We start from the raw sequence: 23,980 nt of genomic DNA, 5'->3' as shown, positions 1-23,980 counted from the left end.
GAAGATGAAAAAAGGATTGGGAATTATGTTGCTTTCGTTGACATTGCTACTTGGTGCATGCAACGGTAAAGAGGAAATTGTTATTAGCGGAAAACCGTGGACAGAGCAATTTATACTGCCACATATTTTGGGTCAATACATTGAAGCGGAAACGGATTATAAAGTGAAATACAAAGATGGCCTAGGTGAAGTGGCAATCATGACCCCAGCACTTGAAAAAGGCGATATCGATCTTTACGTGGAATATACAGGGACGGGTTTGAAAGACGTCCTGAAGGAAGAATCGAAAGCGGGAGAGAGTTCTGAAAGCGTCTTCGACCGTGTGAAAAAAGGGTACGAAGATAAATTCGAAGTCACATGGCTTGAGCCGCTTGGTTTTGAAAACGGTTATACACTGGCCTTCACAAAGGATAAAGAATACAAAGCATCCACTTATTCCGACTTGGCTGCGATTTCAGCCGCTGAAGATATGGTTTTCGGCGCACCACATGCTTTCTATGAACGAAAAGGTGACGGTTTCGATGATATGGTAAGTTCTTATCCATTTACATTTAAAGATACAAAGAGCCTGGATCCAAACGTTATGTATGAAGCAGTGAAAAATGGGGATGTTGATGTTATTCCCGCGTTCACGACGGACAGCCGCATTCAGATGTTCGATCTTGCAACAACGGAAGATGATTTGGGCTTTTTCCCGAAATATGACGCAGCCCCAGTTGTCCGTCAGGAAACATTGAAGCAATTCCCCAACCTTGAAAAAGTACTAAACAGTTTAGCAGGAAAAATCACTGAAGAAGATATGTTAAAAATGAATGCCCGCGTTGATTTGGATAAAGAAAAACCGGAAGATGTTGCAAAGGACTTCCTGATTGAAAAAGGATTAATCAAGAAATAAGAAAAGCGCAAGCGCCTTGGTAGACCCGAAAAGCGCTGGAGGGCTTAATTCATACAGGGTATTTCTCGGCATTTTTCTTCATCTTCGCACGCGAAGCTTCTTCTAAGTCAATGCCGAGAAGATCAGCGAATTGCAATAGATAAATAAACACATCCGCCGCTTCATCCATGATTTCCTGCTTATTATGAGCGATTGCTTCCTCACCAGATTTCCATTGGAAGTGTTCCAGCAGCTCACTTGCTTCTAATGAAATTGAAATGGCAAGATTTCGAGCATCATGATTTTCACCCCAATTGCGCGCTTTTGTGAATTCACGTATTTCGGTTTGTAGTTTTTCCATATTTATCTCATCCCATCGACTGTTTTTCTTGAGTATACGGTATTTAGAATTGGAATTATAGGGCATAGTAGGATTGAAGTGGAGGGCGATAGCTATGTATACACCTATAGATAAATCATTTTTTGAGGCACCTGTACTTGAACTGGCCAAAAATTTACTGGGGCAATATATTGTTCACGAGCAGCCGGAAGGAACTATTGTGGTTCGTATTGTGGAAACGGAAGCGTATCACGGACCTGAGGATCAGGCGGCACATAGTTTTGACAATCGGCGAACGAAGAGGACAGAAGTAATGTTTGGAACTGCTGGACTCGTCTATACGTATCAAATGCACACACATACCCTAATGAATGTTGTAGGTGGACCAGAAGGGACACCACATGCAATACTTATCCGTGCTGGAGAACCAGTAGAAGGATTTGAACTGATGCAGGCAAATAGGGGACCTCATTTGAAAATGAAAGATTGGACGAATGGGCCAGGTAAATTAGCGAAAGCCCTTGGCGTGACAATGCAGTATTACGGTCATCATTGGACAGATGGACCGTTGTTTATTGCAGAAGGTGCTGTACCGGAAGAAATTATGGCGGGTCCTCGGGTGGGGATTGGGAATTCTGGGGAAGCCGTTCATTATCCTTGGCGCTTTTATGAAAAAGATAATCCGTACGTCTCAAAGTATCGGCCTTAAGTGCGGCTATTGCTACAAGTGAATCGATGCTAAAGGCGATAATTTGATAAAAATCGACTTGAAATGAGTGGGTTCAAAATATGCGGACGAAGAAGTTATTTCGTACAAAAAATAGTTTGTGATATGTCGAAGGACTGTTGATAAACTAACGTTTAATAGATAATAATTGAAGACTTTTGACTATCAAATTGTGCTGCGAAAATAGTTTTTTAAAAAAGAGTCCAGGTAACTGGTCTTTTTTTTATTGAAAAGGTTCCACAAGAGTGATAAGTTAGAACAGTACCACAACGCATGAGGTTATATTTCTGACTATTTCGTTGAGTTAAAATTCTTAGTGTGGTGAAATATTGGGGGGACATCATGAAAAACATACTTAAAATGGGAAGCGCTTTCATCGGAATTATTGTTGGTGCAGGATTCGCTTCAGGTCAGGAAATTCTACAATATTTTACAAGTTTCGGACTTTTAGGTATTGTAGGGGCAATTGTGTCTACAGCACTGTTTGCCTATCTGGGAATGACGCTTACTCGACTTGGGAGTCGTATGCGGGCCACATCACATAAAGAAGTTATTTACAAAATAAGTGGTCGTTATTTAGGTATAGTTGTGGATTGCATAATTATTTTAACACTATTTGGCGTTGGGGCCGTTATGATAGCGGGGGCAGGTTCCAATTTGAACCAACAGTTTGGTTTACCGCCATTCGTTGGTAGTTTACTAATGGTAGTTCTGGTTTTCTTAACTATATTACTTAATGTCGATAAAGTGGTTGGTGTTATCGGCAGTATTACACCATTTCTAATCATTTCAGTCATTGGTGTCTCGGTGTACTGTATAGCGACAATGGGGGATGCAACATTTACAGCGCTCGATTCAGTCGCAACTTTAGTACCGACGACGCTACCGAACTGGTTCATCTCGGCAATAAACTATGTGTCGTTCAATATCGCAGTAGGTGCTTCCATGGCACTTGTCATGGGTGGAGCGGAGAAAAATGAAAAAACAGCAGCGTGGGGCGGTTTTGTCGGCGGACTTGGTCTTGGTCTACTTATCTTGCTAAGTCACTTGGCAATCTTCTCACGGATCGATACTGTTGCTGATGCTGATTTACCGATGTTAGCAATTATGAACGATATTTCGCCTATACTCGCTACTTTCATGGCGTTCATTTTGTACGGTATGATTTTCAATACGGCTGTCAGTATGTACTATGCTTTCGGCGCACGTTTCATCCCGGCAGGTACAAAAGGGTTTAAAGGTTTTGTGTTTATCACACTAATAATTGGATTTGGCTTGAGCTTTTTCGGCTTTAAAAATCTTGTTGCCCATTTCTATCCGTACATTGGTTACCTAGGTTTGTTCCTTGTCGCGGCGCTTATCTACATATCTTTCAAATTACCTGCGAAGGTTAGCAGATAAGACTATTTCAAAACAAGTATAGGGACGGCCACGAAGTGTAGCTTCGATGACCGCCCCTTTTTTTCTAGCAAAGTTTGTGTCGAAAAGAAGTCGATTCTTCAGGGAATAGAGCGTATATACACACATTTGGGTTGAATTGATTCTATAAAAAATGGTTTAATGGACATAGTTAACTTGGAAGGGTGAACAGCTTGCTTCACTATCGAACTTACGAAATTAGCCCGACAACACCTTGGGTGACATTCATACATGGCGCAGGCGGTAGTTCTTCCGTCTGGTTCAAGCAAATCCGGGAATTTAGGAAACAGCATAACGTTCTCCTAATTGACCTTCGAGGACATGGACAATCTGCCGGTGGAATGTGGAAAAAAGGGGATACATTTACGGATATCTCAAGGGAAGTAATTGAAGTGCTGGACGAAGTCGGCATAAAAGACACGCATGTTATCGGCATGTCACTTGGTACAATCGTCGCTCAAACAATGGCAGATAATTTCCCGCAACGTGTAAACTCACTTATTCTTGGTGGGGCGATTATCCGTTTTGATATTCGAACAAAGTTATTATTATTGGGAGGGCGTGCAGTAAAGCGTTTTGTCCCTTATATGCTTCTTTATAAATTATTCGCTTATATTATTATGCCGCGTAAACAGCATGAAGAATCGCGGATGGCTTTCGTCAACGAAGCTAAAAAGGTATATCAGAAGGAATTCATTAGATGGTTTTCTCTTACTAAGCTAATCAATCCGTACTTGACCCGCTTACAAGCATCGACAACGGATATTCCAACATTATTCTTGATGGGTGAGGAAGATTATCTATTCATCCCCCCGATTGAGGAAGTTGTCCGTAAAAATAAAGGATTTGAATTCATAAAAATAGAAAAGTCAGGACATGTCTGCAATATCGACCAACCAGAAATGTTCAACAAGTTAGCCATTGATTATATAGCTAAAATCGAACAAAGAAAAGCCGCCATCCAACTGGGATGACGGCTTTTTTGTAGATTGATAAATTAGCACTTACTTGCATAAAATACTGGCGAGAAGGGCTTGATGACTTTCATTTTTATTGGGTCATTTCCATTTCGCTTTCGGCTAACTAATCACGACAGGTTTATCGAGGGGAAAGTGTGGCTAGAAGTGACTTCGCCAATTCTGGCCACACTTTTTTCGGTAATACTATTGCGAATAGTTGCCTGTCGCGTACCTACAATGTTCAAGTGAAAAGTCCGGTTATGTTTGAAAGAAAAGAATAGACGGTTTTCTATAGAGAGTGTAAGTGCCAGAAGATGCAATTTCGGGCACTCTAGCGCTTTGTGCAATGTGTTTCTTGCTTACTTTTAGCAAAGAGTATACATCTAATCATGTGATGCCTTATAAAAAGCGACACTTCTATAAAATAAAAAAGGTAAAACCATAAAGAAAGTATCAGCCGCCAAAATTGCATCTTTGACGGCTTTTCTCCAGGTAAAAAGCATGCTATTCTTTCGTCCCAAAAAGCATCAGCACGCTGTGTACTAATGCATTTGGAGCGCGACGGATGAAGGGCCACCATACGATTACCGAAAAAATATGCAGGATGCGACGAAGTCGAATCCTACATATCCAGACATATCGATAATCGTATAGAAGTCATTCAATCCAAAGCGGTCCAAAAGCGCAACTATACACGTAGTGCTCAGTAGGTGATCATGTTGTTTTCTGATTACTTTTGTTTGGTTAATCAACAGGTGTGACGAATTATGCGTTTACAAGTTCTAACTCTTCAGCAGGTCCAAAGAATTCGAATTTTACTTTTTCTTCTGGAATACCCATTGCATATAGATCTTTAATGACGGCCTGCATGAAAGGCGTTGGTCCACAAACATAGATGTCGCTGCCTTCAATGACGTTAGCAGCAAGGAAATCTCGGTTGATGAAGCCATCCCCTTCTTCTGAATACAGCACAGCATAAGTTGAAGCGGGCATGGATTCATTCAACAAGCGTAATTTTGCATCGAATGCTTGATGCTTAGGTGTACGTGCGGAATGCAAGAATGCGGCCGGCCGTTCTGGTGTGTTTTTGGCAATTGACTCAAACATGCTCATCATTGGTGTGATACCAACACCACCGCTGATAAGTGTCACTGGATTTTTGCTTTCCACATCAAGATGGAATACACCGGCAGGAACACTTACTTCTACCGTGTCGCCGACATTCATTTCTCGATGAAGGTTAACGGACATTTTCCCGTTCGGCGTGACTTCATCTTCGCGTTTAACAGAAATTCGGTATAAATCACCTGTAGGCGCTTGTGACAAACTGTATTGGCGATTCAAAGTATAGTCTTCGCCGGGAATTGTGACACGTAACGTAATATATTGTCCTGGTTTATAAGAAGGTAGTTTTTGACCGTCGACAGGTTTTAAATAGAAGGACGTAATGACATCACTTTCAATTACTTTTTCTGCAATAACGAAGTCTTTGAATGTTTTCCATCCGCCGTCCATTTGTTCGGCTTTTTCGTACATCTCTTTTTCGATACCGATGAAAACGCCTGCGATAACTTCGTAGGCTTCTCCCCATGCACCAATAATTTCAGGAGTTGCTGCGTCGCCTAATACTTCTTTAATAGCGCCTAATAGATGGTAACCAACGATTGGATATTGTTCTGGTGTAATGTTGAGTGATTTATGTTTGTGCGCAACTTGAACGACAGCCGGTAAAACAGCTCCAAGGTTATCAATGTTTGCAGCTGCTGCGTAAACCAAACCTGCAAGTGCGTTTTGCTGGCGCCCTTGTGATTGATTGGCGTGGTTGAAGATGTTCAGAAGTTCAGGATGAGCTTTGAACATATTTTTATAAAACACAGTTGTAATTGTCTTGCCGTGTTGCTCCAATACAGGTACTGTTGATTTGATAATGGCAATGGTTTCTTGTGATAGCATGTTGTAGCACGACCTTTCATAGTTGTTAATACAAGAATATACCATAGCAATGCCTAAAGATATATTTAAAATACATCTTTAAGAAGTGTTAGATAGTTAGTCACATTTCTTTCACGATATGGACACAAACGTTATAATAGTATCTGAAAGAGCGGTGAAATTATGCGTCTTACGATGTATACAGATTTTTCCTTGCGTGTTTTAATATATCTCGGAGCGAAAGAGACTGGAGAAATATCGACGGTTCAGGAGATTTCAGATACGTATAGCATCTCGAAAAACCATCTGACGAAAGTAGTGCACGAGCTTGGGAAGATGGGTTTAATCGAAACGATACGCGGTCGTGGCGGTGGTATCAGGATGAAAGTGGAGCCTGAAAACATCAATGTCGGAGAACTTGTTCGGAGGACGGAAGATGATTTTCATCTTGTTGAATGCTTTAATTCTGAATCGAATAGTTGTATACTTTCCCCGGTTTGCCGATTAAAAGGTGCATTGCACGAAGCGTTGAATGCTTATTTAGCAGTTTTGGATAACTATACAGTGGCGGATTTTATCGTTAATAAAGATGAGCTCAAAGCGATTTTGTTTGACCGCCCATTATGATAAAATGAAAAAGAATATAAAAAGCAGGGGGCTATTTTTCATGGAAAAAGTTTTTGTTGTTGGACATAAAAATCCTGATACCGATTCAATTTCATCGGCAATCAGTTACGCATATTTAAAGCAGCAATTGGGAATGAATGCTGAAGCAGTAAGACTAGGCGAAATAACGAATGAAACGGCTTATGCGCTTGATTATTTTGGTATTGAAGCACCACGTCTTATCGAGAGAGCCGCGCCGGAAGTAGCGAAAGTCATTCTCGTCGATCATAATGAAAAACAGCAAAGCGTGGATGACATTGATGATGTTCAAGTAATCGAAGTTGTTGATCATCATAGAATTGCTAACTTTGCAACAAACGATCCACTTTATTATCGTGCAGAGCCTGTAGGGTGTACGGCAACGATTTTAAACAAACTATATAAAGAAAACGGTGTTGAGATTCCGAAAAGTATTGCTGGCCTAATGCTTTCTGCACTTATTTCGGATTCACTATTGTTCAAGTCACCAACGTATACAGACCAAGACCGTGCTGCAGTTGAAGAATTGATTGCTATCACAGGCGTGGATGCACAAGAATATGGACTGGCTATGTTGAAGGCTGGTGCTGATTTGAGTGGTAAAACGCTCGAAGACCTTGTGAAACTTGATGCGAAAGAATTTGGCATCAATGAAGTGAAGATTGAAATTGCACAAGTGAATGCAATTGATATCAATGATGTTATGAACCGTCAAGCAGATTTGGAAGATCTTTTATACCGTGTCATTGCTGAAAAAGGACTCGATCTGTTCTTATTCGTCGTAACGGATATTTTGAACAACGACTCAATCGTTTTAGCACTTGGTAAAGAAGCAGAACGTGCTAGCGCGGCATTCAATGTTACGCTTGTGAACAACACGGCAACATTGAAAGGTGTCGTTTCCCGCAAGATGCAAATAGTCCCCGTGTTGACTGAAGCATTGAAATGAAGTGAATTGAAAAAGGTTGCAGTCCGCCAGTGAGGTGGATTGCGACCTTTTTTTGTTTTTATTACGGATGGGATTGAACGGTGTCTCGGTTCTCCATACACTATTTCAAATTAAGCGGCTTCGTCGCAGGTCCTTCGAGGACAGATCCATCTTTCCGAAAGCGTGAGCCGTGACATGGGCAATCCCAAGTTTCATCACCGGCATTCCACCTCGTCCGGCAGCCCATATGCGTACAGATGGGGGAGTCCGTGCGAGTAAGATGACCGTCAGTGAAATCTTTTAAAAATAGTCCAGTACTTTTGATAGCCTGCAATAAAAATGAACCAAATCCGGTTCGATCAGGAGCATAAAGTCGGGAAGCGCGGTTTTCTTTTCTAACAATTAAATCACTGATAATCCGTGCGCCCGCCATTGAGTTCGATAATCCCCATTTTCGATAGCCCGTACTCAAATAGACGTATGGCATGCTAGAGGAAATAACCCCCGCGTAGGGAATCAAATCGGGTGTCTGCGGATCTTGTGCGGACCAGCCATGTGTCAGAGTAGAAAGGTTATAGATCTCTTGCAAATCGGTGTAAAGTCGGTTGTAATGTATCTGCGTATCGCTTTCTGTCCCTGCCCGATGATTTTCACCGGACAGCAGAAAAAATGTTTTTCCATCAATTTGTGCTGTCCGGATTGACCGATTTGGTTCATCGACTGCAATATATTGTCCGCGGAGTGGCATATCACCATCTGCTGCGACGATATAGGATCGATCGACGGACAGTTTTGCGATTTGTAGCCCGCGCAGTGCTTCAATTGGATAGTGTGTACATAATACTAGTTCAGTGAATTGGACTTCGTGTCCAGATTTCATGGAAAGCAGACGCTTTTTCAAGTCCATTAAGATAACATCCGATTGTTCGTAAATCCGTGCGCCGGCTTCAACCGCAAGCCGCGCAAGATGTTGTCCGAATCGCACAGGATGAATCTGACTTTCGTTATTCAAAGTAAGCGTTGCATCAATCTGAATCGGTAATTCAGAATTCAGTCCAAGTTCACCGGGGATGCCAAGTTCCTTGTATGCGTTCATTTCATAACGGAGTAAATCAGTACCAAGTTTAGATTGGGAATAAAGAATGGAATCTGCTGATCTTAATTCATCTTTTATTGCAATAGATTTCCCAAATTGAACGGCTTCTTCATTCACATCAAAATACATTTTTGCATTGTCTCGTCCAAACTGTTTCAGTAATTTTGCGTATACAAAATCATGTTGGGCAGTCAGTTTCCCAGTTGAGTTGCCCGTCGCACCTGCTAGGATAGTATCTTTCTCAAGAAGGATAACGTCTTTCCCTTCCTTTGCTAAAAAATAGGCATTGGCAATTCCGCTTAGGCCTCCCCCGATGATGCAAACGTCGCATCGGACATCGCCATCAAGTTGAGGAAACGGATCACGTGGATATGCAGTACTAAGCCATAATGAATTGGACATACAATAACCTCCGTCAAGTCTGCTTGAAATAGTAGTAAGCATATTCATTGTTCCCTTCTTTGATTAAATTTAAAATAAAGATACGGAAGGTGGTTGGAAATAGTGAAAATTGAAATTTGGTCAGATTATGTTTGTCCGTTTTGTTATATTGGAAAGCGTAGATTAGAAGAGGCGTTAGAGCAGACTGGCCTCGGAGAAAAGGCCGAAGTTGTTTTTAAAGCATTTGAGCTTGATCCGAATTCGCCCGCAGTGTCCGATACGCTGATAAAAGACAGTCTTGCGAAGAAATATGGCATGAGTGTGGAAGAAGCGAAAAAGATGACCGATAACGTAGTGGACCAGGCAAAAACTGTTGGACTGAACTATAATTTTGACGTTATGACACCAGCAAATACATTTAATGCACATCGTCTAGCGAAACTTGCTGAACAGGAAGGTTTCGATAAGACTGTATCGGAAAGTTTACTGAAAGCTTATTTCATTGACGGTGAAAAGATTGGTACAGAAGACGTGTTGCTTCGCATTGCCGAAGAAGCAGGGATTTCTCGTGACCGTGCGAAAGCAGTTCTCGATTCTGATGAGTTTGCAGATGATGTAAGAATGGATATCGCAGAAGCCCAGCAAATCGGTGTAAAAGGTGTTCCGTTTTTTGTTATTAATCGCAAATATGCGATTTCAGGAGCACAGCCGGCGGAAGCATTTGCAAATGCACTCCGACAAGCTGCGGAAGAAGAAGCTTAATCAAAAGAAATAAAAAATCGGCCACGTGATCATAATGATCGCGTAGCCGATTTTGTTATTCACTTATTACTGTCTATACTACAGTCACCAACCCCTTGGTCATAAGTGAATTGGCTATCGGGGGCCAGCAGGATGTAGGCTGCGTTCATTTGTAAACGGCGCCTTCCGCTTTTCTTTATTGTGCTGGGTTTGCTTGTAAGTCGATTGTAATTTTAATATCGTCGCCTACAAGAACGCCGCCTGCTTCAAGTGCTTGGTTCCATGTAAGACCAAATTCTTTTCTTGAAATTTTCCCTTCGACTTCGAAACCAGCTACGTCTACTCCCCAAGGGTTTTTACCTGTACCTTCGTACTCAGCATTGAATGTGATTTTTTTAGTTACGTCTTTCACTGTCATATCGCCAGTAACGTCATATTTAGTGCCGCCTTTTTTAGCAATATCCGTTGAAACGAATGTGATTGTCGGGAATGTTTCCGTATCGAAGAAATCAGCAGAACGAAGGTGGTTGTCACGATCTTCGCTGTTTGTATCAATTGTTGAAGCATCGATTGTGAAGTTAATGTTAGCGCCCGTCAAATCTTCAGGATTCCCTTCGATTGTACCTTCTACGCCTGTAAAACGTCCTCTTACTTTAGAAATCATCATATGCTTAACTGAAAACCCAACGCCTGTATGAGATGCATCTACTGTCCATTTTGTCATTAAAAAAACTTCCTCTCTGAATAAGTTATGTTCTTACTATATTCCGTAAGTATCTCGAAGTCAAGGTATTTAATTATATTTTATTTGAATAAAGGCAATAGTAAGACCTCTGTTCTAATAAGAATACCTTGTCAAAATAAAAGTTTGCAAGCATACTATTAAGATGAAAAGCTTTATCTTGATTCAGCAGAAGTCCCAAACTACTATAAGTGGTGGGATGAATGCAAAAATACGTTTAAATCAGTTGGGGTGCAAACCCACTGCTGATTGGGGAGGAATGAAGTTCAATTCCTCCTTGTTAAGCCTCCGGCGAATGTCACAAATTTTGAAAGGTTGCATACCTGCGTCCTGCAGGCACAAGCGAAATTCAAAATTTGGACGCAATTACGCCGAGATGTAATTGATTGTGAAAGGATTGAATGTTGATGTCGAAACATCAATGGTTTGAAGAACTTCAGAAAAAAATAACACAAGGTACATTATTAATAGACGAACCACTTTGTAAATATACGATGACAAAACTCGGAGGAGCTGCAGACCTTCTTGCTATTCCTGGAACTATAGATGAAACAGAAGCGACGGTTCGTTACGCATTTGAAAATGAAATTCCGCTACTATTACTTGGCAATGGATCGAATATGGTCGTCAGGGATGGCGGTGTGAGAGGGATTGTCCTTCATTTGTCACGACTCAATGCAATTAGGATCGAAGGATCACTTGTGCATGCCGAAGCGGGGGCACTAATCATTGATGTTTCAAAACGTGCGGTAGCGACTACACTGTCAGGTATCGAATTTGCCTGTGGAATTCCGGGCTCCATCGGGGGCGCAATGGCAATGAATGCCGGTGCGTATGGCGGAGAGATACAAGATATAATTGTGCAGGCTACAGTATTGACGAAAGCAGGCGAACGGTTAGTTCTTTCGAAAGAAGAACTAGAGCTTGGTTACAGGAAGAGTATTATATCGCAAGAGGGCTACTATGTTCTCTCAGCAGATTTTCAACTTGTGCCAGGCGATCAGGATGTCATTAATGAAAAAGTGGCGGACTTAACCTTCCAGCGCGAATCAAAGCAACCGCTTGAGTATCCTTCAGCAGGAAGTGTATTCAAACGACCGCCGGGTTATTTTGCAGGCAAACTTATTCAAGATTGTGGCCTTCAAGGAAAAGGGCATGGCGGTGCAGAAGTATCATTGAAGCATGCCGGTTTCATCATCAATAAAAACAATGCAACAGCATCGGATTACATTGAGACAATTAACATGGTGAAAACTGAAGTGAAAAAAAGATTTGATGTCGACTTAGAACTTGAAGTGAAAATAGTAGGCGAAGAAATAACAGATTAACAAAAAGCGGATGACCCATTTAATGGGCCTCCGCTTTTTGCTGTCTAGGAGATTATAAAATCTCGAACTGTGGATAAGTTATAACGTAGTGATTTTGCGTCCAGGCTCCAGCGCCTAGCCCCCCGAGTCGCTTCAGTCTTGCTGATAAAGGCAAAGAGCGCCTTTATCTTCAAGCCTTCCAGCGCTTATCGGGGCTGAACAGGCACTTGCGCTTTTGTTTTTCATTTATAATTAAGTAGTTTTACAAGTGAGCAGGGAAGGGTCGGTCACCTGGTCATCTGTAATATGAACTTGGCACATTTTGTTGTTGTTCATGAATTTGAAGATTCCGTTGTTGAAGTCAGTCCCAACTTCTTTAAAGAAAATACCTTCAAAGCGAACTTCTTTTGACAGCGTGAAGTTGACGTGGAAACCGTTATTGTCCTCGACTAAGTAGGCACGTACGCCTTTTTCGAAAAAGCCGTCAATCTCGTCTCTGATAGCACGATCGACAGAAACGACATGGAAGTCAACGAATGTGATTTCTCGTAACAATACGTTCATGAACGAGCCTTTCGTAATCTCTTCCCATCTACTTTGAGCAGTTTGCCCAAGAACGATTTGGGTAATGTTATGTGTATGAGCTACTTCCTTAATAACTTTGGCGGAAGACCGTTTTTCATTATCTCGGATTATAAAATCTTCTACTTCAAGCTCTTCAGCGAGTTCTTTCCAGCGATCGACATATTCGGATTTTTCTGCGTCGAATTCATCATAAGGAAGCGGATCTACTGTTAAAATATACATTGGACAATCCATGATTGTTGCAATTTTATGTCCGCGTCTAATGAGACGTTCACCATTTGGACCGTAGTAGACACAAACGAGAATACTCTCGTCCATACGACCTTTTACTTTGCCCATGACGGTAGTCACCTCTTAACTATATTTTGTTTAGTCGAATTCATGATAGAAGTTTAATACTGTTTGAAAACCAAGCAATTATATATGAAAACGCAACATATGACAAGGTGCGAATGCTTCAAAGTGCTAAGAGTATGGTAATAGTGTATAATTTACTGTATAAACTCATTGAGTTTCCCCTACTTCTTTTATCTACAGCTCCCTATTATCCCGTCAGTCACGATGAAGGTCAAGTTTGCCCTATATAATAATGAAGTTTTACAAACCTAACATAATATGGATTGTGTATGTTTGTATATTTTTAGGCGGTTTAATACGACTACTTTAATTGATTAGTATTGGAGGTTTGCATTTGTTGGCGATAACGATAGCTATTTTTATCCCGTTTTTGGCTGCTCTACTTGTCCCGTTCATTTATAAAAGGGTTCAGAGTCGCAGTATCGGGTGGTTTGTCATGTCCGTTCCACTCGCCCTATTCATCTATCTTGCCAGTTTCATTCCCGCCGTTGCAGGAGGTAAAACATATATACATACGATTAAATGGATTGATTCTGCCGGGATCAATTTTACGACTTATCTAGATGGTCTCAGTATGATTTTTGGACTTCTAATTACCGGAGTCGGGAGCCTCGTAATTCTCTATTCCATATACTATTTGTCTGAACGCGAAGCATTAGGGCGTTTTTATGTTTATCTTTTGATGTTCATGGGCTCGATGCTTGGTGTTATCTTGTCAGACAACATAATGGTGCTATATGTTTTTTGGGAATTGACGAGTATTTCATCGTTTCTGTTAATCGCATTTTGGTACCACCGGAAAAAGTCCAGATACGGTGCGCAAAAATCAATGCTCATCACTGTCTCTGGCGGCGTCGGGATGCTTGCTGGTTTCATCATGCTATATACAATGACAGGCTCATACAGTGTGCGCGAAATTATCGAGACGATTGGTCAATATACAAATGAAAGTTTGTTTTTGCCGGCGATGCTACTCGTTTTGCTTGGAGCATTTACGAAGTCAGCCCAGTTTCCATTTCATATCTGGCTGCCGGATGCCATGGAAGCGCCGACCCCGGTCAGTGCGTATTTACATTCCGCTACAATGGTTAAGGCGGGGATTTACCTTGTCGCACGCTTCACACCTGTATTTGGCGGCGAGGCGGTGTGGTTTTATACAGTCACTGGCGTGGGGATATTTACGTTGTTCTGGGGATCCGTCAATGCAGTACGGCAAACGGATCTGAAGGCGTTGCTCGCTTACTCGACAATCAGCCAACTTGGTCTAATCATGAGCCTCTTCGGCCTTGGTTCAGCGGCGCTTAACGAGGGCTACAGCGCGGACTCAGTTATTTATACACAGGCGACATTCGCCGCTTTGTTCCATCTAATTAACCATTCTACTTTCAAAGGTGCTCTCTTTATGGTTGTTGGGATTGTCGATCATCAAGTCGGAACGCGGGATATTCGAAGGCTAGGCGGACTGATGACACTGATGCCTGTGACGTTTACAATCGCTGTTATCGGCAGTTTTTCGATGGCCGGATTACCGCCGTTTAATGGTTTTCTTAGTAAGGAAATGTTTTTCGAATCCGTACTGAATGTACGTAATCTCGACATTTTCGCAATGGGGCCGCTGATGGGAAGCTTATTGCCTGTCGTTGCTTGGGTTGCGAGCGTGTTGACATTCGTTTATAGCATGATTATTGTTTTTCAAACATTTCTTGGGAAACATCAACCGGACCGTCTTGATCGAAAAGCATTTGAAGCTCCAGTTGGAATGCTTATTGCTCCGTCGATCCTTGCCCTGTTCGTCGTAGGTATTTTCTTCTTCCCGAATGTGGTCGGCACTTATTTGTTGGGCCCAGCAATGACTGCTGTTTATCCTCCGTTTGAAGGTGCGGAAGGTCTTGTTCCACATATAGCGGCTTGGCACGGTTTTAATGCACCTATCATGATGACAATTGGTGTTATCGCAGTGGGCGCATTGTTATACATCTACCTCCGTTATTGGCGCGGGATTTACTCGCTTGCACCGATGCGCTGGAATCTCGATTCCATGTATAACGGCTTGTTAACGCAGACCGAAAAAACTTCATCTTTCTTGACGCGGACTTATATGACGGGATATCTCAGGGATTATCTTGTCTATATATTTGTGTTTTTCATCCTAACTGTTGGTGGCGGTCTGTTATGGACTGGCGGTTTTTCAATCGACTTATCTAATGATGCTCCCATGACGATTAGCGAGTACATCATCATTTTCGTAATGATGGGCGCGAGTATTGCTATCATCTTTGCGAAATCTCGTATGACGGCGATCCTGCTCAATGGTGTTCTCGGTTATTCGATTGCTATTCTTTTTGTTGTGTTCCGAGCACCGGATTTGGCATTGACGCAAATTATCGTAGAAACTGTGACGACTGCGTTATTCCTATTATGCTTTTATTTCTTACCAGAATGGAGCAAGGAGAAATCGACTCGATCATTAAAAGTCTTCAAAGGTATCATTGCAATTTCAGTCGGAACGGTTGTCACAGTACTTGCACTTGTCGTACAAGGCAATAAGATGTTTGAGTCGATTTCTGTCTACTTTGAAAATGCTTATGAGTTGGCAGGAGGAAAGAATATCGTCAATACGATATTGGGTGACTTCCGTGCATTCGATACGATGCTTGAAGTAGTTGTCCTTTTCATCGCTGGTATCGGAGTGTTTACATTGATCAAGCTGAAGGCTGGAAAGGGGGACGAGGACGTTGAAGATTAATGATGTCATTTTACAGACAGTAACGAAGATTGTTGTCTTCATCATTTTGACGTTCGGCGTGGAATTGTTCCTTTCTGGTCACTATAATCCGGGAGGTGGATTCATTGGGGGACTCGTCCTTTCTTCGGCTTTCGTACTTCTCTATTTGGTGTTCGATATCGAAACGGTCCATAAGGGCATCCCGTTCGATTTCAAGAAGGTTGCTGCGTTTGGCGTATTGCTTGCAGTCGGAACAGGTTTAGGATCAGTCCTATTTGGAGCATCATTTCTTACACAGACGGCCAGTTATTTCAACCTGCCAGTGTTTGGGGCAACAGAATTATCAACGGTTATGCTGTTTGAGGCGGGGGTTGCACTGACTGTTGTCGGTGTTGTTGTAACGATTATTTTAAGTATTAGTGAGGATGTGTAGCTGATGGAAACGTTAATAACGATACTCGTTGGAGTGCTTGTAACGGTCGCTGTCTACTTGCTGCTATCTAAAAGCTTGGTTCGGGTTATTTTAGGGACGGCTATCCTGTCGCATGCTGTGCATTTGCTATTGATGACGATGGGCAGACTGAAAAAAGGGGCAGTTCCACTACTAGGCGAAAATGCAGAAAGTTATACGGATGCTCTTCCACAGGCACTTATATTGACTGCAATAGTGATCAGTTTCGCAGTGACATCCTTTTTACTGGTGCTCGCATATCGAACATACAAAGAGACGGGATCGGACAATCTCGATGCATTGAGAGGGTTCAAAGATGAATAATATACTAGTTATGCCAATGATTATTCCTTTATTGACAGGGATTTTACTTGTATTTCTCCGGCCTTATGTGCTGGTTCAGCGGGTGTTCAGTCTTGTTTCAATCGCAGCAACCGTAGCGGTCAGTGTTACTATTTTGAACCTGATTCAGTCGGACGGTATTTTACGGCTCGATTTTGGGGGCTGGTTGCCACCCTACGGAATATCATTTGTGGCGGATTCATTCTCTATGCTACTTGTATTGACGACAGCGATTGTAACAGGAATCCTCTTGATCTATGCGTTCTCGTCAATTGGCCGAGCGCATGAGAATATGTTCTTTTATCCGTTCGTCTTTTTCCTTATTGCGGGTGTTAATGGTTCGTTTCTAACGGGTGACTTATTCAACTTATTCGTTTGTTTTGAAGTGATGTTGTTATCTTCTTATGTGCTCATTACGCTTGGGGGCAGGAAGGTTCAACTCGTCGAATCAATTAAATACATAGCTATAAATGTACTGTCATCGTGGTTTTTCCTTGTTGGAATCGCGTACTTGTACGGTACGGTAGGGACGCTTAATATGGCGCATCTATCGGTACGTATTGCTGAAGTCGGGCAAGGGTCACTATTGACGGTGATTAGCATAATCTTTCTTATTGTATTTAGTTTGAAATCCGGACTTCTTCTATACTTCTGGTTGCCAGGGTCATACAGTGCACCACCGACAGTAGTTGCGGCTTTGTTCGGTGCGTTGCTTACGAAAGTCGGTATCTATGCAATGTTCCGCGTGTTCACGCTCATCTTTTATCACGAGCCGGGTGTTACGCATTTGATGATTGGCATTATGGCGGCAATCACGATGATTGGTGGAAGTATTGGTGCAATCGCCTACAATGATATCCGGAAGATTGTGTCCTATAACGTCGTCATTGCCGTCGGGTTTATACTCGTTGGTCTTGCTGTTTCAACAGAAGTTGCGATTCAAGGGTCTATTTATTATCTGATCCATGACATGATCATTAAAGCTTTGTTATTCCTTATCGCGGGGACGATGATCTACTTGACTGGAACGGCGAGGATTCAAAATATGAGTGGGTTGATTCGCAACTATCCATTGCTTGGTTGGCTGTTTTTTATCACTATGCTGTCGCTCGCCGGAATTCCACCGCTTAGTGGGTTCATAGGGAAGGTGTACGTTGGACAAGGAGCGATTGAGGCGGGTGCGTTTGTCTTGCTCGCAATTGCGTTCCTATCAAGTATTTTCGTTTTGTATTCACTTCTGCGTATTTTCCTGAATTGCTTTTGGGGTGAAACGATTATCAATGAAGATGACGATGTGCCACTTAAAAAAGGGATGCTTATTCCAATGGTCCTGTTTGGGATATTGACAATTGCACTGGGAGTTGGAGCAGAGGGGCTTGCGCCATATGTAACCGATGCTGCCCATACGCTGATGAATCCTAAAATCTATATAGACGCAGTTTTGAATAGTGATAGTTGATTGAAGAGAAGGTCCTCGTTCATTGGCCGGAAAGAAGAGGTGAAGGTTAATGCCAGCCCAATTACTGTTAAATTTATTTATAGCTTTTCTTTGGATGCTTTTGATGGATGAAGATGAGTTGAGATTTACGACTTTCTTTGCCGGCTTCCTGGTCGGGACTGGAATCATATTTTTCATGCACCGGTTCTTCGGAACACAGTTTTACTTGCGCCGTTTATACGCGACAATCAAGTTGCTGTTCATTTTCATATCAGAGCTGACTAAATCGAGCATCGTCGTGTTGAAACAAATTCTTAGCCCGAAATTAAAAATTAAACCAGGCATATTTAAATATGAAACCGTTTTGGAAAGCGATTCAGAAGTGACAATGCTATCGCTGCTACTGACATTGACTCCTGGATCTGTCGTCATGGAAGTGTCGCCTGAAGGAAATGTTCTTTATATCCACGCGATGGACGTTGAAAAGTCCCGCGATGGACTTTTGATGCAACTGCATAACTTTGAAAGAGCAATCATGGAGGTGACCCGCTGATGATTCAAGCAATGCTGACGACTTCGCTCGTATTATTCTCGATAACGATTGCAATAGCTGTCATACGAATCATTCTCGGTCCTTCGATGCCGGATCGTGTTATTGGGCTCGATATGATTGGTGTAAACTTGATCGCTATGATAGCCGTCATTTCAGTGGTGATGAACACAAAAGCATTTTTAGAAGTCATTCTGATACTAGGGATTCTATCGTTTATAGGTACAATCGCCTTCTCAAAATTCATCGAGAGGGGTGTTATCGTTGAACGTAAGCACGATAGGTGAATTCGTAGGCGCATTTCTGATATTGACAGGCGGAGTTGCGAGCGTAATAAGTGTCTTTGGATTGCTTCGGCTGCCTGATGTTTACACAAGATCGCATGCAGCGACGAAAAGTTCGACGCTTGCCGTCTTGTTAACTTTGTCAGGCGCTTTTATTTACTTTTTGTTCAGTCAACATTTCGTAAGTGTACGCCTTCTTTTGGGAATTGTTTTCGTCTTTCTAACGGCACCTGTTGCCGGGCATTTGATTGTCCGAGCGGCTTATCGGTCGAATGTGAAGCTAGCGGATATTTCTACTGAGGATGAATTGTATGAGGTTTTGCATAAAGATAAAATAAAAGAGGATGGGACCGGCCAGTAGTGGCTGGTCCGTCCTTTTTTGTTGGAACAATTAGCTAATTAGTATACTTATTGCAGTGGTGCCAGACGACGCCTATAAGCTTCTACCGGCGAAAGGGGCAACTACCGACAAAATGTTGCGCGACGCTTAAGCGGGTGAACCGGGTGGCTTGGTGACAGGGAATTACCATGAAACTATTTTGGATGGGGACACTAAAGATGGATATGCGTTGAAATTAAAAGCGAAGCGCTAATGCGCCCCGCTTTTTACGTGTTGAAACTTTGAAAACACGGGTAAATTTCTGAAGTCTCTAGTAAACCCGAGCATTATTTTTACCACTGCAACAAGCTTCTTTACTTAACGATCAAAACCGGTGCTGTCACGCGCTTTGCGACTTTATGACTGACACTTCCGAGCACCATTTCCTGAAATGTATTTAGACCCCGGCTACCAAGAACGACTAGGTCGAATTCACCGCTATTGGCGAAATGAACGATGATGGGGCCAGGGTCACCGTGTTTGATGACTAGCTTATGGGGAACTTTGAACTGCTCGAAAGCCTCTTCAATAGGGATAAGTCGCTGCTTGCGATCGATATGGAGATCATCACTGCTGGCATTATCGACTACATCTGAACGTGTTCGGTCAAACTCAAGGATATAGAGAAGTTCAACGGCCACTTCTGGACATAACGAGGCAAGTTGAGCGGCGTGTTTGGCTGCGCGGTGCGAATTTACTGAGCCGTCGACCGCGACTAATATTCGTTTATACATCGGAATCCCTTCTTTCATGTGGCTGATTTATGTAAAGTTAAGTTGTTAGTAAGTATAAATGTTCTACATCTATCGGCTTAAACCCTTTATTTCAGCAATTAACAAAAAGGGGAAATACATATTCAAACCACTGTTTGATTAGCCTTGCAATTGCAAAAGGGATTGCATATACTAAAGTTAATCAAACGACCATTTGAATGAGGTGTGAATATGACGGTAAAAGAAGTTTGTGAAGTGACCACGGTTCATGAAGAAGTTGTAAGTCGTGTGCAAAAGGCGCTCCCTGATATGGGGGCGGCGGTCGCGATATTTAAGGCATTGGCAGATGAAACAAGATTAAAAATTGCTTTTTCGCTGACACTGGAGAAAGAGATGTGTGTATGCGATGTTGCGGCAGTGATTGGTTCTTCCGTCGCGACTGCTTCCCATCACTTACGTTATTTGCGCGAACAAGCACTTGCTAAATCAAGGAAAAAAGGAAAAATGGTCTACTATTCGCTCGCAGACGATCACGTCCATCAACTCGTGAAAGTCGCACATGAGCATACGATAGAGGGTGTTGGGCATGGCAACGGTTGAAAAGAAAGAATACAGGTTGGAGAATCTAACGTGTGCCAGTTGTGCGATGAAGTTTGAAAAAAACGTTAAAAGTCTGCCTTCTATTGAGGATGCACAAGTGAACTTCGGCGCATCAAAATTAGCGTTCAGCGGTAGCGCAACGATTGAAGATCTCGAAGCTGCAGGTGCATTTGATGGCATTAAAGTTGTCCCGCTTCAAAATAAGAAAATTGAGCCGAAAACGTCTTTCTTTAAACGGAAAGAAAATCTAGTCACGCTTTTTTCACTGCTGTTCTTACTAATAGGAATGGTTGTCTCGTTTCGCTATACAGAAACGCATCCGGCGGCTATAACTTTATTCGCAATCGCCATTGTAATTGGTGGAATGGGTATCTTTAAAACGGGACTGCGAAATCTGGTCCGTTTTGAATTCGATATGAAAACGCTGATGACGATTGCTATTATTGGCGCTGCGATCATTGGTGAATGGCGTGAAGGTGCGGTTGTCGTCTTCCTGTTTGCAGTTAGTGAAGCGTTGGAAGCCTATTCAATGAATAAAGCACGGCAGTCCATCCGTCAATTGATGGATATTGCACCGCCTTCCGCCCTCGTAAAACGTGGGAAAGCGTTTGTGGAGCTTCAGACAGAAGATATTATCGTCGGCGATATTCTAATCGTAAAACCAGGTCAGAAAATTGCTATGGATGGTGCTGTCCTAACGGGTTCATCTACGGTCAATCAAGCGGCGATTACAGGGGAATCCATCCCGGTCGTGAAAACATCCGGTGATAATGTATTCGCGGGTACGCTCAATGAAGAGGGTGCACTTGAAGTAACGGTTACGAAGCTCGTTGGTGATACGACAATCGCGAAGATCATCCATCTTGTTGAGGATGCGCAGGCAGAAAAAGCGCCATCGCAAAAGTTCGTTGATAAATTCGCGAAATACTACACACCTGCAATCATCGTGGTTGCCATTCTCGTAGCCATAATACCCCCATTGCTTGGTGGGGATTGGAATGCGTGGATCTATCAAGGTCTTGCAGTACTCGTTGTCGGTTGTCCGTGTGCACTAGTTGTTTCTACGCCGGTTGCGATTGTCACAGCGATAGGTAATGCGGCACGTCAAGGCGTGCTGATTAAAGGCGGTATCCATCTCGAAGAAACAGGAAGGCTTGACGTTATTGCGTTCGATAAAACCGGAACATTAACGAAAGGGTATCCTGAAGTAACAGATTTTATCGTAAGTGAAGAAGTTGCTCAAGAGCAATTGCTAAGCGCAATCGCAGCAGTCGAATCAATGTCACAGCATCCTCTTGCGAAAGCGGTCGTCGATTATGCGCATCAACATGGCGCACAGAAAGTCGATGTGTCCAATTTCCAATCGGTTACCGGAAAAGGCGCTTATGCTGAAATTGATGGCATGACGACCTATATTGGCAGCCTAAGCTGGGCACAGGAACTTTCTGCATTGCCAGAATCAATGTTAAAGCAAGCGGCAACTCTTCAACGTCAAGGAAAGTCTGTCATGGCGATTGTAACAGGTACTAAATTTAGCGGCCTGCTAGCCGTGGCGGATCCTATACGCGCGGAAAGTCGTGACGTCCTTAAACAACTGAAAAGTATAGGGATTCGTCATACAGTCATGCTGACAGGCGATCATCAGGTAACGGCTGAAGCGATTGCTACTGAGTTGGGCGTTACGGATGTACGCGCAGGGTTGATGCCAGAAGACAAGTTGAAAGCGATTAAGCAATTGAGTGACCAATATGGTCGTGTTGCCATGGTTGGAGACGGCATCAATGACGCACCTGCCTTAGCTGCAGCTTCCGTTGGGATAGCAATGGGGGGAGCGGGTACAGACGCTGCATTGGAAACAGCAGATATTGCCCTGATGGCAGATGATTTAGGGAAACTACCTTATACAATAAAATTAAGCCGAAAAACATTGCGCATCATCAAGGAAAACATTATGTTTGCATTAGGCTTAAAAATTATAGCATTGCTTCTTATCATTCCCGGCTGGCTGACATTATGGATTGCCATCTTCGCGGATATGGGTGCCACGCTACTCGTTGTGCTGAACTCGTTGCGATTGCTGCGCGTTCATAAGTAAGTAGGTTCTATACGGAGGCGAATTCTAATGTATTTACAAGAGTGGACAATGGAAGAGCAGGAGCAACTTATTCATTTCATGACAACTAATACGTGGCCTTACCACGGTAACTCTGATCCAGGACGTCATTTGATTGAAAAAACAATAGAAGAGGGCGGCTATGAGTCGGACGAAGTGAAAACGTTCTGGGTGGAAAATGACGCCGGAGAAAAAGTAGGAATCGTAAAAATTTACGACTTGCAAGATGATATTCCGTTGTTCGATTTACGTATTGCAGATATGTCGAGGGGATATGGCTACGGCCCGAAGGCTCTACGACTTGTCGCGGAATATGTATTCGGGTTGCAAGGTAAGAAAATACGTCTTGAAGGTCATACGAGACAAGATAATCTCGCGATGCGAAAAACGTTCGAACGTGCAGGTTTTGTCAAGGAAGCACATCTTCGGAAAGCTTGGTTTTCGCCTAAAGAGCATTCCTATTATGATGCAGTGACTTACGGTATTACGCGGGAAGATTTCATGGCGGGAACGACGACGCCTGTGATTTGGGAAGACGGAGAGAAATCACGAGATTATGCAGCTTCTCCTCGTATCCCGGATTTCACGGATTCATTTGAATCAGAGCGGCTTGTCATTCGGGCTCCTGAACTTGGTGATGCAACAGATGCTTGGAACGCGATTAGGAATTCGTTACCTGCGCTTCGCAAGTGGATGCCATGGGCGCAACCGGAACCTGAGCTGCATATGACAGAAGAAAGCTTGCGAAAGGCAGTTGCAAATTTCATCACAAGACAAGACCTGCGCTTCCATGTTTACCATAAAGAAACTGGGAAGTTTGTTGGTTCGTCGGGACTGCATCGAATCGATTGGTCGATTCCGAAATTCGAGATTGGCTACTGGCTCGCAACAGAATTTGAAGGTCAGGGCTATATGACAGAAGCTGTTAAACGTATTGAAAAATTCGCTTTCGAAAAACTTGGAGCGCGCAGAATAGAAATTCGTTGTGATGAAGAAAACATGAAAAGTCGAAGTGTCGCAGTACGTGCGGGGTTCAATCTCGAAGGGATTTTGAAACAAGATTCCTTATCACCCGATGGTAATGTTTTACGAAATACATGTATCTATGCGAAAATAGACTAATGAAATGCGGAAGGCGCCGTCCAGCCCCGACAAGCGCTGGAGGTCTTTAAGAAAAAGGCGCCCTTTGCCTTTATCTTAAAGACTGAAGCGACTCGAGGGGTTGGCGCCTGAAGCTAGACAAGATATGCGGAAGGCGCCGTCCAGCCCCGACAAGCGCTGGAGGTCTTTAAGGAAGGCAGTCTAAAGTCGCGACATCGTGTCGCAACGACTGCATGACCCACTTCGTGTGG

At 42.8% G+C, this 23,980-nt stretch carries 24 protein-coding genes; 18 read left to right on the top strand and 6 right to left on the bottom strand.

What is annotated here, in order from left to right:
* Positions 1 to 4: 4 nt before the first annotated feature.
* Entirely contained in the window at positions 5 to 895 is an 891-nt protein-coding gene (locus H2672_RS13825; RefSeq protein ID WP_186672310.1) for a glycine betaine ABC transporter substrate-binding protein, read from the top strand.
* 49 nt (positions 896 to 944) lie between these two features.
* Here the strand turns inward: H2672_RS13825 and H2672_RS13820 are convergent, their stop codons facing one another.
* Positions 945 to 1,235 carry a nucleotide pyrophosphohydrolase gene (locus H2672_RS13820; protein WP_186672309.1) on the bottom strand — a complete coding sequence of 97 codons (291 nt, stop codon included), beginning with the start codon at positions 1,233 to 1,235 and terminating at the stop codon, positions 945 to 947.
* Between the two features lie 94 nt (positions 1,236 to 1,329).
* Between H2672_RS13820 and H2672_RS13815 the strand changes: the two genes are divergently transcribed.
* The 3 genes from H2672_RS13815 to H2672_RS13805 all read left to right on the top strand — a co-directional run bounded on the left by H2672_RS13815 (position 1,330) and on the right by H2672_RS13805 (position 4,334).
* Positions 1,330 to 1,923 carry a DNA-3-methyladenine glycosylase gene (locus H2672_RS13815; protein ID WP_186672307.1) on the top strand — a complete coding sequence of 198 codons (594 nt, stop codon included), beginning with the start codon at positions 1,330 to 1,332 and terminating at the stop codon, positions 1,921 to 1,923.
* A 360-nt stretch (positions 1,924 to 2,283) separates the two neighbouring features.
* Entirely contained in the window at positions 2,284 to 3,342 is a 1,059-nt protein-coding gene (locus tag H2672_RS13810; RefSeq protein ID WP_186672306.1) for a YkvI family membrane protein, read from the top strand.
* A gap of 191 nt (positions 3,343 to 3,533) precedes the next feature.
* Complete coding sequence (locus H2672_RS13805; protein WP_186672294.1) at positions 3,534 to 4,334, top strand: alpha/beta fold hydrolase; 801 nt, start codon at positions 3,534 to 3,536, stop codon at positions 4,332 to 4,334.
* A 750-nt stretch (positions 4,335 to 5,084) separates the two neighbouring features.
* Here the strand turns inward: H2672_RS13805 and hmpA are convergent.
* Positions 5,085 to 6,272 (bottom strand): NO-inducible flavohemoprotein, encoded by a 1,188-nt coding sequence (hmpA, locus tag H2672_RS13800; protein ID WP_186672291.1) that lies wholly within the window; start codon positions 6,270 to 6,272, stop codon positions 5,085 to 5,087.
* A 162-nt stretch (positions 6,273 to 6,434) separates the two neighbouring features.
* On the opposite strand from hmpA, the gene H2672_RS13795 reads away from it, so the two are divergent.
* Both H2672_RS13795 and H2672_RS13790 read left to right on the top strand, forming a co-directional pair.
* Positions 6,435 to 6,878 carry an RrF2 family transcriptional regulator gene (locus tag H2672_RS13795; RefSeq protein ID WP_186672289.1) on the top strand — a complete coding sequence of 148 codons (444 nt, stop codon included), beginning with the start codon at positions 6,435 to 6,437 and terminating at the stop codon, positions 6,876 to 6,878.
* A gap of 40 nt (positions 6,879 to 6,918) precedes the next feature.
* Positions 6,919 to 7,845: a manganese-dependent inorganic pyrophosphatase gene (locus H2672_RS13790; protein WP_186672287.1), complete on the top strand. Its 927-nt coding sequence runs from the start codon at positions 6,919 to 6,921 to the stop codon at positions 7,843 to 7,845.
* Positions 7,846 to 7,945: 100 nt separating this feature from the next.
* Here the strand turns inward: H2672_RS13790 and H2672_RS13785 are convergent, their stop codons facing one another.
* Positions 7,946 to 9,322 (bottom strand): FAD-dependent oxidoreductase, encoded by a 1,377-nt coding sequence (locus H2672_RS13785; RefSeq protein WP_186672286.1) that lies wholly within the window; start codon positions 9,320 to 9,322, stop codon positions 7,946 to 7,948.
* A gap of 102 nt (positions 9,323 to 9,424) precedes the next feature.
* Between H2672_RS13785 and H2672_RS13780 the strand changes: the two genes are divergently transcribed.
* Positions 9,425 to 10,063 (top strand): DsbA family oxidoreductase, encoded by a 639-nt coding sequence (locus tag H2672_RS13780; protein WP_186672284.1) that lies wholly within the window; start codon positions 9,425 to 9,427, stop codon positions 10,061 to 10,063.
* A gap of 175 nt (positions 10,064 to 10,238) precedes the next feature.
* Here H2672_RS13780 and H2672_RS13775 read toward each other — a convergent pair whose 3' ends face one another.
* Positions 10,239 to 10,766: a YceI family protein gene (locus H2672_RS13775; RefSeq protein WP_186672283.1), complete on the bottom strand. Its 528-nt coding sequence runs from the start codon at positions 10,764 to 10,766 to the stop codon at positions 10,239 to 10,241.
* Positions 10,767 to 11,191: 425 nt separating this feature from the next.
* Here H2672_RS13775 and murB point away from each other — a divergent pair, with 425 nt between their 5' ends.
* Entirely contained in the window at positions 11,192 to 12,112 is a 921-nt protein-coding gene (murB, locus tag H2672_RS13770; RefSeq protein ID WP_186672282.1) for a UDP-N-acetylmuramate dehydrogenase, read from the top strand.
* 231 nt (positions 12,113 to 12,343) lie between these two features.
* Here murB and H2672_RS13765 read toward each other — a convergent pair whose 3' ends face one another.
* Positions 12,344 to 13,015 carry an adenine nucleotide alpha hydrolase family protein gene (locus H2672_RS13765; RefSeq protein ID WP_186672281.1) on the bottom strand — a complete coding sequence of 224 codons (672 nt, stop codon included), beginning with the start codon at positions 13,013 to 13,015 and terminating at the stop codon, positions 12,344 to 12,346.
* Between the two features lie 352 nt (positions 13,016 to 13,367).
* Here H2672_RS13765 and H2672_RS13760 point away from each other — a divergent pair, with 352 nt between their 5' ends.
* From H2672_RS13760 to H2672_RS13730, 7 genes are read left to right on the top strand one after another with little or no spacing between them, the layout of a single operon-like run.
* Entirely contained in the window at positions 13,368 to 15,779 is a 2,412-nt protein-coding gene (locus H2672_RS13760) for a Na+/H+ antiporter subunit A (protein ID WP_186672280.1), read from the top strand.
* On the top strand, positions 15,769 to 16,191 hold the full coding sequence (locus H2672_RS13755) for a Na(+)/H(+) antiporter subunit B (protein WP_186672279.1): 423 nt from the start codon (positions 15,769 to 15,771) through the stop codon (positions 16,189 to 16,191). The genes H2672_RS13760 and H2672_RS13755 overlap by 11 nt, the downstream gene beginning before the upstream one ends.
* A 3-nt stretch (positions 16,192 to 16,194) precedes the next feature.
* Positions 16,195 to 16,533, top strand: coding sequence for a Na(+)/H(+) antiporter subunit C (locus H2672_RS13750; RefSeq protein WP_186672278.1), 339 nt, complete (start codon positions 16,195 to 16,197; stop codon positions 16,531 to 16,533).
* On the top strand, positions 16,526 to 18,010 hold the full coding sequence (locus tag H2672_RS13745; RefSeq protein ID WP_186672275.1) for a Na+/H+ antiporter subunit D: 1,485 nt from the start codon (positions 16,526 to 16,528) through the stop codon (positions 18,008 to 18,010). The genes H2672_RS13750 and H2672_RS13745 overlap by 8 nt, the downstream gene beginning before the upstream one ends.
* Positions 18,011 to 18,059: 49 nt before the next feature.
* Positions 18,060 to 18,542, top strand: a complete 483-nt coding sequence (locus H2672_RS13740) for a Na+/H+ antiporter subunit E (protein WP_186672273.1) — start codon at positions 18,060 to 18,062, stop codon at positions 18,540 to 18,542.
* On the top strand, positions 18,542 to 18,826 hold the full coding sequence (locus tag H2672_RS13735; protein WP_067205211.1) for a Na(+)/H(+) antiporter subunit F1: 285 nt from the start codon (positions 18,542 to 18,544) through the stop codon (positions 18,824 to 18,826). Before H2672_RS13740 ends, H2672_RS13735 begins: the two co-directional genes overlap by 1 nt.
* Positions 18,804 to 19,184, top strand: a complete 381-nt coding sequence (locus H2672_RS13730) for a Na+/H+ antiporter subunit G (protein ID WP_186672271.1) — start codon at positions 18,804 to 18,806, stop codon at positions 19,182 to 19,184. Before H2672_RS13735 ends, H2672_RS13730 begins: the two co-directional genes overlap by 23 nt.
* A gap of 332 nt (positions 19,185 to 19,516) precedes the next feature.
* Here H2672_RS13730 and H2672_RS13725 read toward each other — a convergent pair whose 3' ends face one another.
* Positions 19,517 to 19,936, bottom strand: coding sequence for a universal stress protein (locus H2672_RS13725; RefSeq protein WP_186672269.1), 420 nt, complete (start codon positions 19,934 to 19,936; stop codon positions 19,517 to 19,519).
* A gap of 210 nt (positions 19,937 to 20,146) precedes the next feature.
* Here H2672_RS13725 and H2672_RS13720 point away from each other — a divergent pair, with 210 nt between their 5' ends.
* The 3 genes from H2672_RS13720 to H2672_RS13710 are packed head-to-tail and all read left to right on the top strand — an operon-like array spanning position 20,147 to position 23,750.
* The gene (locus H2672_RS13720; RefSeq protein ID WP_186672268.1) at positions 20,147 to 20,515 is read left to right on the top strand and encodes an ArsR/SmtB family transcription factor; all 369 of its coding nucleotides are present in this window, start codon (positions 20,147 to 20,149) and stop codon (positions 20,513 to 20,515) included.
* Positions 20,502 to 22,610, top strand: coding sequence for a heavy metal translocating P-type ATPase (locus H2672_RS13715; RefSeq protein ID WP_186672267.1), 2,109 nt, complete (start codon positions 20,502 to 20,504; stop codon positions 22,608 to 22,610). The genes H2672_RS13720 and H2672_RS13715 overlap by 14 nt, the downstream gene beginning before the upstream one ends.
* 27 nt (positions 22,611 to 22,637) lie before the next feature.
* Entirely contained in the window at positions 22,638 to 23,750 is a 1,113-nt protein-coding gene (locus H2672_RS13710; RefSeq protein WP_186672266.1) for a GNAT family N-acetyltransferase, read from the top strand.
* The last annotated feature ends 230 nt before the right edge of the window (positions 23,751 to 23,980 follow it).

The sequence above is a fragment of the Sporosarcina sp. BP05 genome, assembly GCF_014282005.1.
GTDB lineage: Bacteria > Bacillota > Bacilli > Bacillales_A > Planococcaceae > Sporosarcina.
Note: the sequence above shows the minus strand (reverse complement) of the source record. Positions and strands in the feature narration are given on the sequence as shown.